9 protein-coding genes and 1 pseudogene are annotated in these 11,431 nt (G+C 74.0%); 1 reads left to right on the plus strand and 9 read right to left on the minus strand.

Annotated features, from left to right (window positions below):
- Positions 1-66 precede the first annotated feature (66 nt).
- The 7 genes from ACFWDO_RS09270 to ACFWDO_RS09300 all read right to left on the minus strand — a co-directional run bounded on the left by ACFWDO_RS09270 (position 67) and on the right by ACFWDO_RS09300 (position 9,369).
- On the minus strand, positions 67-765 hold the full coding sequence (locus tag ACFWDO_RS09270; RefSeq protein ID WP_380324377.1) for a response regulator: 699 nt from the start codon (positions 763-765) through the stop codon (positions 67-69).
- Positions 762-3,284 (minus strand): ATP-binding protein, encoded by a 2,523-nt coding sequence (locus ACFWDO_RS09275; protein WP_380324380.1) that lies wholly within the window; start codon positions 3,282-3,284, stop codon positions 762-764. The genes ACFWDO_RS09270 and ACFWDO_RS09275 overlap by 4 nt, the downstream gene beginning before the upstream one ends.
- Before the next feature lie 2 nt (positions 3,285-3,286).
- Entirely contained in the window at positions 3,287-3,913 is a 627-nt protein-coding gene (gene kdpC / locus ACFWDO_RS09280; protein WP_380324383.1) for a K(+)-transporting ATPase subunit C, read from the minus strand.
- Positions 3,914-3,947: 34 nt separating this feature from the next.
- On the minus strand, positions 3,948-6,107 hold the full coding sequence (kdpB, locus tag ACFWDO_RS09285) for a potassium-transporting ATPase subunit KdpB (RefSeq protein ID WP_380324386.1): 2,160 nt from the start codon (positions 6,105-6,107) through the stop codon (positions 3,948-3,950).
- 3 nt (positions 6,108-6,110) lie between these two features.
- Entirely contained in the window at positions 6,111-7,784 is a 1,674-nt protein-coding gene (kdpA, locus tag ACFWDO_RS09290) for a potassium-transporting ATPase subunit KdpA (protein ID WP_380324389.1), read from the minus strand.
- Positions 7,784-7,873: a potassium-transporting ATPase subunit F gene (locus ACFWDO_RS09295; RefSeq protein WP_380324392.1), complete on the minus strand. Its 90-nt coding sequence runs from the start codon at positions 7,871-7,873 to the stop codon at positions 7,784-7,786. Before ACFWDO_RS09295 ends, kdpA begins: the two co-directional genes overlap by 1 nt.
- 314 nt (positions 7,874-8,187) lie before the next feature.
- Positions 8,188-9,369 (minus strand): FAD-dependent monooxygenase, encoded by a 1,182-nt coding sequence (locus ACFWDO_RS09300; protein ID WP_380324395.1) that lies wholly within the window; start codon positions 9,367-9,369, stop codon positions 8,188-8,190.
- A gap of 121 nt (positions 9,370-9,490) precedes the next feature.
- Between ACFWDO_RS09300 and ACFWDO_RS09305 the strand changes: the two genes are divergently transcribed.
- Positions 9,491-10,210: a TetR/AcrR family transcriptional regulator gene (locus ACFWDO_RS09305; protein ID WP_380324398.1), complete on the plus strand. Its 720-nt coding sequence runs from the start codon at positions 9,491-9,493 to the stop codon at positions 10,208-10,210.
- 69 nt (positions 10,211-10,279) lie between these two features.
- Here the strand turns inward: ACFWDO_RS09305 and ACFWDO_RS09310 are convergent, their stop codons facing one another.
- The gene (locus tag ACFWDO_RS09310; RefSeq protein ID WP_380324401.1) at positions 10,280-10,822 is read right to left on the minus strand and encodes a DUF4822 domain-containing protein; all 543 of its coding nucleotides are present in this window, start codon (positions 10,820-10,822) and stop codon (positions 10,280-10,282) included.
- A 114-nt stretch (positions 10,823-10,936) separates the two neighbouring features.
- Positions 10,937-11,431 (minus strand): annotated as a pseudogene (locus tag ACFWDO_RS09315) (hypothetical protein); the annotation flags it as partial.

The following is an 11,431-nucleotide window of genomic DNA, read 5'->3' on the forward strand; positions in this document are numbered from 1 at the left end:
GTCTACTGCGGCGCGGGCGCGCGGGACCCGGACCTCACGGAACGCATACCGGGAGAGGCCCGATCCTCACGCCTGGCCGCCGTCCGGGTCGAAGCGGTAGCCCATGCCGGACTCGGTGACGAGGTAGCGCGGGGCGGCGGGGTCGGGCTCGAGCTTCTTGCGCAGCTGCGCCACGTACAGCCGCAGGTACCCGGTGTCGCTCACGTGCTCCGACCCCCAGATCTCCGTGAGGAGCGTCTGGCGCGTGACGAGCTTGCCGGGGTTGCGCACCAGCCGCTCGAGCATCTGCCACTCGGTGGGCGTAAGGCGCACGTGCTCGGTCTGGCCGCCGCGGGCACGCGTGACGCTGTGCGCGGAGAGGTCCACGGTGACGTCGCCGAACCGCACCACCGGGTCGGAGTCCTCGTGCGTCACGCGCCGCGTGAGGGCGCGGATCCGGGCCAGCAGCTCCTCGATGGAGAACGGCTTCGTCACGTAGTCGTCCGCGCCGGCGTCGAGCGCCTCGACCTTGTCGGCCGCTCCCGTGCGCCCGGACACCACGAGGATCGGGGCGTCCGACCAGCCGCGGACGGCGTGGATGACGTCGATGCCCTCCAGCTCCGGCATGCCCAGGTCGATCATGAACACGTCGGGGCGGTGGTCGATGGCGCGGGCGATCGCCTGCGTCCCGGTGGTCGCCGTGACGATCTCGTACCCCTGCGCGGTGAGCGTGATCCGCAGGGCGCGCAGGATCTGCGGGTCGTCGTCGGCGATGAGGATCTTCATGGGGCGGTCGCCTCCGGCTGGTCGGGGTCCTCGGGGTGACGGGTCGCCCCCGCGGCGGGGAGGGCGACGACCATGGTGAGGCCGCCGCCGGGGGTGTCCTCGGGGGTCAGGGTGCCGCCCATGCCCTCGACGAACCCCTTGGACAGCGCGAGGCCGAGCCCCAGCCCGGTCGTGTTGTCGGTGTCGCCGAGCCGCTGGAACGGCACGAAGACGTCCTCGCGCCGGTCGGCGGGGATGCCGGGGCCGTGGTCGACCACCCGGATCTCGACCGTGCCGGCGAACGTGCTGGTCGAGACCCGCACCCGGCGTCCGGCGGGCGAGTGCCGCAGGGCGTTCGCCAGCAGGTTCACCAGCACGCGCTGGAGCAGCACGGAGTCGGCGACGACGCTCGGCGCGGTGAGGTCGAGGTCGAGCTCCACCTCGCCGGGGCCGACGCCGAGCTCGTCGAGCGCGGGCAGCACGACGTCGGCCGTCTCGACGGGCGCCCGCGAGACGGCCAGGACGCCCGCCTCGAGGCGGCTCACGTCGAGCAGGTCGGTGATGAGGGTGGCCAGGGCGGTGAGGCTCTCGTCGGCTGTGGCCAGCAGCTCGTCCCGGTCCGCCTCGCTGAGGGCGCCGCGGGCGGAGCGCAGCCCGCTCACCGCGGCGGCCGCGGAGCTCAGCGGGCGGCGCAGGTCGTGGCTGAGCGCGGACAGCAGGGCGCTGCGCACGCGGTCGGACTCGGCGAGCTGGTCCACCTCGCTCGCCACCTCGGCCAGGTCGCTGCGCTCCAGAGCGGCCTGCAGCTGGACCGCGATGACGTTGAGGAGGCGACGCTCGGAGGCCGCGAGGTCGCCCCCGGACAGCTCGAGGACGGCGCGGTCGTCGACGTCGATCGTCGTGCGCGGGCCTGCCGGGTCGTCCTCGCCGTCCGCGGCGAGCACCACCCCGCCGGCGACGAGCCGCGCCCCGGAGAGGCCGAACGCCTCCCGCGCCCGGCTCACCAGCGCCTGCACGGCGTCCTGCCCGCGCAGCACGCTGCCCGCGACCGTCGCCAGCACCTCCGACTCGGCCGCGGCGCGGTGCGCGGCGCGCGTGGTGCGGGCGGCGCGGTCCACGACCACGCTCACCAGCACGGCCGTGACGACGTACAGGACGAGGGCGACGACGTGCAGCGGCTCGCCCACGGTGATGGTGTGGATCGGCTCGACGAAGAAGAAGTCGAGCGTGATGCCGGACAGGACCGCGGCGTAGACCGCCGGCCCCGCCCCGCCGACCAGCGCCACGACGACGACCAGCAGCTGGTACGACAGCACGTCGGAGACGATGGACTCCTCGCTGCGGAGCGTCACCAGCCCCCACGTGAGCAGCGGCCCGCCCAGGATGGCGAGCAGGAAGCCCGCCAGGCGCCGCTTCGCCGACAGGGCGCCGCCCATGCGGGGCAGGCGGGAGCGACCGCCCGCGGCCGCATGGTTGACGATGTGGACGTCGATGTTGCCGGCCTCGCGCGTCACGGTCGCACCGATGCCGGGGCCGCTGAGCGCGGCGGCGAGGCGGCCGCGGCGGGAGACCCCGATGACGAGCTGCGTCGCGTTGACGCCGCGCGCGAACTCGACGAGCGCCGTCGGGACGTCGTCGCCCACCACCTGGTGGTAGGTGCCGCCGAGTTCCTCGACCAGCAGCCGCTGCCGCGCGAGCGCGCCGGGGGTGGCGCCGCGCAGCCCGTCCTGGCTGGTGACGTGCACGGCGAGCAGGTCGCCGCCGGCGGACCGGGCCGCGATGCGCGCCCCGCGCCGCAGCAGCGTCTCGCCCTCGGGGCCGCCCGTGAGCGTCACGACGACCCGCTCGCGGGCCTCCCACGTGGAGTCGATGCCGTGCTCGGTGCGGTAGTGCTGCAGCGCCGCGTCGACCTCGTCGGCCAGCCACAGCAGGGCGAGCTCGCGCAGCGCGGTGAGGTTGCCGAGGCGGAAGTAGTTCGACAGCGCCGCGTCCACCCGCTCGGCCGGGTAGACGACGCCGGACGAGAGGCGGTCGCGCAGCGCCTGCGGGGCGAGGTCCACGACCTCGATCTGGTCGGCGGCGCGCAGCACGGCGTCGGGGATGGTCTCCTGCTGCGCCACCCCGGTGATCTTCTGCACGACGTCGTTGAGCGACTCGATGTGCTGGATGTTGACGGTCGACAGGACGTCGATGCCGGCGTCGAGCAGGGCGTCGACGTCCTCCCACCGCTTCGCGTGCGCGAGGCCGGGGGCGTTGGTGTGCGCGAGCTCGTCGACCAGCGCGACCTCGGGCCGCCGCGCGAGGACGGCGTCGAGGTCCAGGTCCGTGAGCTCGACGCCGCGGTGCGTGACCGTGGTGCGGGGCACGACCTCCAGGCCACCCGCCATCGCGGCGGTCGCGGCGCGCCCGTGCGTCTCCACGAGCGCGACCACGACGTCCCGGCCGTCGTCGCGCAGCCGCTTGCCCTCCTCGAGCATGGCGTAGGTCTTCCCCACGCCCGGCGCCGCACCGAGGAGGACGCGCAACCTGCCGCGACCCATGCTCACCTCCCGAGCTCGGTCGTGCTCTCGTCGAGGGCCACGTTGAGCTCCAGCACGTCGACCACGGGCTCCCCGAGGTACCCCAGGGCGCGACCCTCAGTGTGCCTCGCGACGAGGTCCGCGACCTCCTCTTCCGGCAGGTCGCGCGCGGCGGCGACCCGCGCGACCTGGAGGTCGGCGTACTCCGGGCTGATGTGCGGGTCCAGCCCCGACCCGGACGCGGTGACGGCGTCGGCCGGGACGTCGGCCTCCGCCACGCCCTCGAGCGCGGCCACGGCCGCGCGCCGCTCCTCGATCGCCGCGACGAGGTCGGGGTTCTCCGGGCCCAGGTTCGACCCGGACGACGCCGCGCCGTCCCAGCCGTCGCCCGCGGCCGACGGCCGCGGCTGGAAGTACTGCGGCAGGGGCGCGCCGTCGGCGTCGACGAAGCCCTGGCCGATGAGGGCCGAGCCGACGACGGTGCCGTCGCCGTCGCGCACGAGCGAGCCGTCGGCCTGCGCCGGCAGCACGAGCTGCCCGACGCCGGTGAGCGCCGCCGTGTAGCCGACGCCGAGCAGCAGGGTGAGGACGATCATCGCCCGGACCGCGACCCCGAGGGTGCGGCCGGTGCTGCGGGTGGTGGCATTCATGGGTGTTCCTTCTTCCTGCTCAGGACCGTGCTGCTCAGAAGCCGGGGACGAGGCGCACGACGAGGTCGATGAGCCAGATGCCGACGAACGGCGCGACGACGCCGCCGAGGCCGAAGACCAGGAGGTTGCGCCCGAGGGTCTTCGACGCGTCCATGGGCCGGTATCGCACGCCGCGCAGGGACAGCGGGATGAGCAGCACGATGACGAGCGCGTTGAACACGATCGCCGACACGACGGCGGACGACGGCGAGCTCAGGCCCATGATGTTGAGCGCCTCGAGCCCGGGGAAAACGCCCATGAACATCGCCGGGATGATCGCGAAGTACTTGGCGATGTCGTTCGCGATGGAGAAGGTCGTGAGCGCCCCGCGCGTGATGAGCAGCTGCTTGCCGATGCGGACCACGTCGATGAGCTTGGTGGGGTCGGAGTCGAGGTCGACCATGTTGCCGGCCTCCTTCGCGGCCGACGTGCCCGAGTTCATGGCGACGCCCACGTCGGCCTGCGCGAGGGCGGGGGCGTCGTTGGTGCCGTCGCCGGTCATCGCGACGAGGCTGCCGCTCTCCTGCTCGCGCCGGATGAGCTCCAGCTTGTCCTCCGGCGTGGCCTCGGCGAGGTAGTCGTCGACGCCGGCCTCGGCGGCGATGGCCGCGGCGGTCAGCGGGTTGTCGCCCGTGACCATGACGGTGCGGATACCCATGGACCGCAGCTCGGCGAACCGGTCCGCGATGCCCTCCTTGACGACGTCCTTGAGGTGCACGACGCCGAGCACGCGCCCGGCCCCGCCCGGCGCCCGGACCGCCACGACCAGCGGCGTGCCGCCGGACCGCGCGACCCGCTCCACCGCGTCCTCGACCTCGGCGGCGACGGGGCCCGCCGTGGGGGCGTCGTCGGCCAGCCAGGCCATGACCGCGCTGCCGGCGCCCTTGCGGATCTGCGTGCCGTCGGGCTCGTTGAGGCCGGACATGCGGGTCTGGGCCGTGAACGGCACGACCTCGCCGGGCGCGGTGTCGCCCACGTCCGCCCCGGCCCGGGCGGCGAGCGCGACGATCGACGCGCCCTCCGGCGTCGGGTCGGCGAGGGACGAGAGGGCGGCGGCGCGCACCAGGTCGCGGGCGTCGACGCCGGACAGCGGCAGGAACTCGCTCGCCTGCCGGTTGCCGTAGGTGATGGTGCCGGTCTTGTCGAGGAGCAGCGTGGTGACGTCGCCGGCGGCCTCGACGGCGCGGCCGGACATCGCGAGCACGTTGCGCTGCACCAGGCGGTCCATCCCGGCGATGCCGATGGCGGACAGCAGCGCGCCGATCGTCGTCGGGATGAGGCACACCAGCAGCGCGACCAGCACGGCCACGCTCACCGGGCTCGCCGCGTACGACGCGATCGGGTTCAGGGTGAGCGCCACGACCACGAACACGATCGACAGCGACGCGAGCAGGATGCTCAGCGCGATCTCGTTCGGCGTCTTCTGCCGGCTGGCGCCCTCGACGAGCGCGATCATCCGGTCGACGAACGTCTCGCCGGGCTTCGAGGTGATGCGCACGACGATCCGGTCGGACAGCACCCGCGTGCCGCCGGTGACGGCGGACCGGTCGCCCCCGGACTCGCGGATCACGGGCGCGGACTCGCCGGTGATGGCGGACTCGTCCACGGACGCGATGCCGCGCACGATCTCGCCGTCGCCCGGCACGAGGTCGCCCGCGGTGACCACGACGACGTCGCCGAGGTCCAGGTCGGCGGACGACACGTCGTCGAGCGCGGCGCGCAGGGCGTCGGGGTCGGCCGCGTCGTCGTAGGCGGCGACGCGGTGGGCGACCGTGGCCGTGCGGGTCTGCCGGAGCGTGTCCGCCTGCGCCTTGCCGCGGCCCTCCGCGACCGACTCGGCGAGGTTCGCGAACACGACGGTGAGCCAAAGGAAGAGCGCGATCACGGCCGTGAACGAGCCGGGGACGGCGGTGCCGCCCGAGGTCACGGGCCCACCGAGGAACGGCTCGACGACGGCGAGCACGGTGGTCAGCGCGGCGCCGACCCACACGACGAACATCACGGGGTTGCGCCACATCTGGCGCGGGTCGAGCTTGCGGAACGCGCCCGGCAGGGCGGTCCGCACCTGGGCCCAGGAGAAGGCCCCGCCCGGCGTGCGGGCGGTCGTCGAGGACGCGGGGGACGACGGGTTCGGGGTGTCGATGAGGGTGGCCATGAGTTACACGAGCCCTTCCGCCAGGGGACCCAGCGCGAGAACGGGGAAGTAGGTGAGCGCGGTGAGGATGACGACGACCCCGACGAGCAGCCCGACGAACTGCGGGCGGTGCGTCGGCAGCGTGCCGGCGGTGGCCGGGACCTTGTCCTGCCGGGCGAGGGACCCGGCGAGGGCGAGCACGAGCACGATCGGCACGAAGCGCCCGAGCAGGATCGCGACGCCGAGCGCCGTGTTCATCCAGGGGGTGTTCGCCGTGATGCCGGCGAAGGCGGAGCCGTTGTTGTTCGCCGCGGAGGTGAAGGCGTACAGGACCTCGGACATGCCGTGCACGCCCGGGTTCCAGATCGTCGTCCCCACGACGCTCTCGCGCACCGCGGGGATCGCGAAGCTGAGCGCGGTGCCCGCCAGGACGAGGGTCGGGGTGACGAGGATGTACAGGCTCGCGAGCTTGATCTCGCGCGGGCCGATCTTCTTGCCGAGGTACTCGGGCGTGCGGCCCACGAGCAGGCCGGCGACGAACACCGCGATGACGGCGAGCACGAGCATGCCGTAGAGGCCCGACCCGACGCCGCCGGGCGCGACCTCGCCGAGCATCATGTTGAGCATCGGCAGCATGCCGCCCAGCGCGGTGAAGGAGTCGTGCATCGCGTTGACCGCGCCGGTCGACGTCGTCGTACTCGTCGTCGCGAACAGCGTGGACCCGACGATGCCGAAGCGCGCATCCTTGCCCTCCATCGCGCCGCCGGCGAGCTGCGGGGCCGTGCCGTTGCCGGCCGACTCGAGCGCCGTCAGCGCGGCGAACGACGCCACGAAGATCACGCCCATCGCCGCGAGGATCGCGTACCCCTGCCGCAGGTCGCCCACCATCCGCCCGAACGTGCGGGGCAGGGAGAACGGGATGACCAGCATGAGGAGCACCTCGACGACGTTCGTCCACGCCGTCGGGTTCTCGAACGGGTGGGCCGAGTTCGCGTTGAAGAACCCGCCGCCGTTGGTGCCGAGCAGCTTGATGACCTCCTGCGAGGCCACGGGTCCGCCGGGGATGCTCTGGGCGCCCCCGGCCACGGTCGTGACGTCGGTGAAGCCGTCGAAGTTCTGGACGACGCCGCCGATCATGAGCACGACCGCGCCGACCACCGAGATCGGCAGCAGGATGCGCAGGGAGCCGCGGACCAGGTCGACCCAGAAGTTGCCGATCGTCCCCGTGCGGCGGTGGGCGAACCCGCGCACCAGCGCCACGGCCACCGCCATGCCGACCGCGGCGGACACGAAGTTCTGCACCGCGAGCCCGGCGAGCTGCACCGTGTACCCGACGGTCTGCTCGGGCGAGTACGACTGCCAGTTCGTGTTGCCCACGAACGACGCGGCCGTGTTGAACGACAGGTCCGACGGCACCGCGGGCAGCCCCAGCGAGTACGGCAGCCACTGCTGCGTGCGCTGCAGGGCGTAGACGATCAGCAGCCCGACGAGCGAGAAGGTCAGCACGCCGCGTGCGTACGCCTGCCACGTCTGCCCGGAGCGCGGGTCGACGCCCAGCACGCGGTACAGGCCCCGCTCGACGCGCCAGTCGCGGGGGGTGGTGTACACGGTCGCCATGTAGTCGCCGAACGACCGGTGGACGACCGTGAGGACGAGGGCGACGGTCCCGAGCGCGAGGACCGCCCACACCCAGCCCATCAGAACTTCTCCGGCTTCACGAGGGCCACCACGAGGTAGACCAGCGCGGCCACGCCGAGCGCCGCGGCGACGAGCTCGATGACGATCACAGCCGCTCCACCGCCTTCGCGATCCCGGCCACCAGAGCGAACAGGGCGATCACGCCCAGCACGTAGACGACGTCGAGCACCAGCACGTCCCCACTTCGAGTACGGCGGCCGCCCCGGGGAGGGGCCCGGCCGGGCACCTCTTCTCAGGTGCCGACGTCGATGCAACACCCGCCGCGAGGCCCGGAAGCCCGTCCTTACGGGACCCATACGGGCCCGGGTCGCACCCTGACGGAAGCCATACGGTGAGGGCCCCGTGGCCCGCGCGCTCGGGGGCGTGCGTGCTCCGGATGGAGCCTGCTCAGCGCAGGGGGAGGTCACCGTAGGTCGTAGGCCGGGATCCTGTCGTCGGTCGCGAAGGCGTCCGTCATCCACAGCATGGCGCGGTACGCCCACCGGTTCGCGAACGTCCAGTCCCGCATCCGGATGCGGGCGGCGGACGGCGGCGCGAGGAACGGCCCGGCGTTGCCCGACCGGGCGACCTTCGTGGGCCTGCGCATCCGCCGGTCGTAGGCCGCGAACGCGGCCTCGTGGTCGCCGCGCGCCGCGACGAGCTCGCCGGCGAGGACGTAGGCGCCGACGAGGGACAGGCCCGTCCCGAACCCGCCGAGGGTGTTGGCGTGCCCGGCGTCGCCGACCAGGGCGAACCGCCCGCGCGTGAACGACGTCATGCGGGTGCGCGCCAGGGCGTCGAGGTAGAGGTCGTCGGACCGGCGGACGGCGTCGAGCGCGGCGGGCACGCGCCAGCCGGCGCCGGCGAACGCGCGCTCGAGGAAGGCCCGCTGGGAGGCGACGTCGTGCCGGTCGTAGTCCGGGCGGTCGGCGCGGAAGACGAACAGGCTCGGCGCCTTCTGCCCGCCGAGCAGCGCGAGCCGGCCGGGCTCGTTGTACCCGTAGGCGACGGCGCGGCCGTCGGGGCGCCGGGTCTCGAGGCCGTCGAGCGGCGCGGCGGCGTCGGCCACGGCGTAGTAGTGCCCGAGGTGCTGCACGTGCTGCTCCTCGGGCCCGAACGCGAGCCGCCGCACGGCGGAGTGCACGCCGTCGGCCCCGATCACGAGGTCGAACCGCTCGCTGGGCCGGTGCGCGAACGCGACCTGGACGCCGTCCGTCGTCTCGGTCGTGCCGACGATCTCGTCGCCGAACACGTACTCGGCGTCGCGGGCGCCGTGCTCGTGCAGGATCGCGGCGAGGTCGCCGCGCAGGATCTCGACGTCACCACCGATGAACTCGCCGGGGATCACGGCGCGCACCCGGTCGTCGGCGTCGACCATGCGCCAGTCGGTCCGCGGGGTCTGGCGGGCGTGGACGTCGTCGAGGATCCCCATGCGGTCCAGGACGTCGCGGTGCGTGCGGCCCTTGAAGTCGACGGCCTGGCCGCCGGGCCGGATCGCGGGCGCCTTCTCGACGACGGTGACGTCGAAGCCGTTGCGGCCGAGCCAGCGGGCGAGCGCGGGCCCGGCGATGCTCGCGCCGGAGATGAGGATCTTCGTGCCGGTCATGGTGTGCTCCTGGGTAGGTCAGAACTGCGTCCTATGGACACAGTAAATAACCGCATACGATGGACGCAATACCTTTCCGGCACGAGACCCCCCGGCGTCGGCCGGGGCGAGGGGAAGCGCGATGGGCGCGGACGAGCGGGACGGCGCGACGGGGGTCGACGGCGTCGTCGCCCTGCTGTGGCGGGGCGAGGCGCCGCCGCGGCGCGGCCCCAAGCCGCGCTTCAGCGTCGAGGGCGTCGTGGCAGCGGCGACGGAGATCGCCGACGCCCGGGGCCTCGACGCGGTGACGATGCAGAGCGTCGCCGAGCGCCTGGGCACCACCAAGATGGCGCTGTACCGCTACGTGCCCGGGCGGGTCGAGCTGGACGCGCTCCTGCTCGACGCGGCGCTCGGGGACCCGCCGCCCGCGGCAGCGGGGCCGGACTGGCGGGCCGCGCTGACCGCCTGGGCCGGCGCCGTCCACGCGCGGGCGCTCGACCGCCCCTGGTCGGTGGAGCTCGCCCAGCGGCCGCACGTGCCCGGCCCCGTCGAGCTCTCCTGGTTCGAGGCCGGCCTCGCCGCGCTCGCGGACCTCCCGCTCAGCGGCGCGGAGAAGCTCGACACGCTCGCCCTCCTCGTCGGTCACGTCATGTCGCTCGTGCGCCAGCAGCCGCGCGGCGCGTCGCCGGAGGGCGACCTCGCTGCCGGCCTCGGGCCCGTCCTGGCCGAGCGCGCGGCCGACTACCCGCGCACCCTGGCGGCCTTCGCCGACGCCGAGCCCGGCGGCCGTGACGACGCCCTGCGGTTCGGCGTCGAGCGCGTCGTCGCCGGCGTCGCCGCGCTGGCCGCCGAGCGTTCCTGACCCGGCCGGGCCAGGGACGACGCGACGCCCGCCCCCCGAGGGGGAGCGGGCGCCTCGAGGGGACCGGGCTCAGGACGCGGCCGGCTCCTCGTGGTCGGTCGGGGTGTGGACGATGTCGACGTACACGTCCGTGTTCCCCTCCTCGGGGAACACCCGGTAGGTGAACTCCTCGTCGGTCAGCGTGACGATGTCGGAGTCGCGCTCGAACTGCACCTCGCCTGCGTCGTCCTTCGCGACGATGTGGCGGGTCGTGCCCTCCTCGTCGACCGTCCAGTCGCCCTGCATCTTCGGGGCGTCGTCCAGGGTGTACATCGTGAACGTGCCGTCGTCCTTGAAGTAGGCCCAGCCGACGAAGTTGCTGACGTTCTCGTCGTCGAGCGCGACGTCCTCGCCGTCGGCGTCGGTCGCGCCGGTGGTCTCCCAGGCGGTCGACGCCAGCACGTCGGACGGCGTCCGCGCCTCGGCGCCGGCGGGGGCCTCCTCCGCGGCGACGGCGCTCTGGTCCGCCGCGGCGTCGGTGCCCTCGTCCGTGCTGCAGGCGGTGAGCGCGCCCAGCGCGATCAGCGCGGAGGCGGCGATGGTGACGGGCTTGAGCGACTTCGTGAGCTTCATGCGGCTGTCCTTCTGTGGTGGCCGGGCGGGTGGTGCGCACCGGGACGTCGGGTGATGCCGCCATCGTCGGTCGGGTCGTCGCCCGGGCACATCGCCTGGGGGGCTCGCCGCAGATCAGCCGAACGGATGAGACGGCACGAACCGCAGCCGCGCCCCCGGGGGCAGCTGGCCCAGCAGCCACCGGTGCGTGGAGGCCACCGCCGCGACCACGGGGTAGCCGCCCGTGAGCGGGTGGTCGACGCCGAACAGCACCGGCAGGCCGTCGGGCGGCACCTGCAGCGCGCCGGTCACGCAGCCCTCGCTGGGCAGCTCCCGGGCGTGGGCGTCCTCCGTCCGGGTCAGCGGGTGCGCGCCATCGAGCCGCAGTCCTACCCGGTCCGAGCGTTCGGTGACCGTCCACACCTGCCCGGTCAGCCGCTCGACGGCGTCCGCGGTGAACCAGTCGTCGTGCGGGCCGAGGACGACGGGGAGCGTCGTGAGCTCGCCCGGCGCGGGCAGCGCCGCGACGTCCGGCGCCCCGACGTCCCCCACCGCCACCGCCCCGAGGTCGTGGGTGGGCTCGTGGCCCTGTTCAGCACCCAGATCAGGGCCACGAGCCCACCCACAACG

It is taken from the genome of Isoptericola sp. NPDC060185 (assembly GCF_042728595.1).
Lineage (GTDB): Bacteria > Actinomycetota > Actinomycetes > Actinomycetales > Cellulomonadaceae > Isoptericola.

Bases quoted from the DNA above. Each gene is read 5' to 3' on its own strand.
- ACFWDO_RS09270 (WP_380324377.1), bottom strand. From the start codon at position 765: ATGAAGATCCTCATCGCCGACGACGACCCGCAGATCCTGCGCGCCCTG.
- ACFWDO_RS09275 (WP_380324380.1), bottom strand. From the start codon at position 3,284: ATGGGTCGCGGCAGGTTGCGCGTCCTCCTCGGTGCGGCGCCGGGCGTG.
- kdpC (WP_380324383.1), bottom strand. From the start codon at position 3,913: ATGAATGCCACCACCCGCAGCACCGGCCGCACCCTCGGGGTCGCGGTC.
- kdpB (WP_380324386.1), bottom strand. From the start codon at position 6,107: ATGGCCACCCTCATCGACACCCCGAACCCGTCGTCCCCCGCGTCCTCG.
- kdpA (WP_380324389.1), bottom strand. From the start codon at position 7,784: ATGGGCTGGGTGTGGGCGGTCCTCGCGCTCGGGACCGTCGCCCTCGTC.
- ACFWDO_RS09300 (WP_380324395.1), bottom strand. From the start codon at position 9,369: ATGACCGGCACGAAGATCCTCATCTCCGGCGCGAGCATCGCCGGGCCC.
- ACFWDO_RS09305 (WP_380324398.1), top strand. From the start codon at position 9,491: ATGGGCGCGGACGAGCGGGACGGCGCGACGGGGGTCGACGGCGTCGTC.
- ACFWDO_RS09310 (WP_380324401.1), bottom strand. From the start codon at position 10,822: ATGAAGCTCACGAAGTCGCTCAAGCCCGTCACCATCGCCGCCTCCGCG.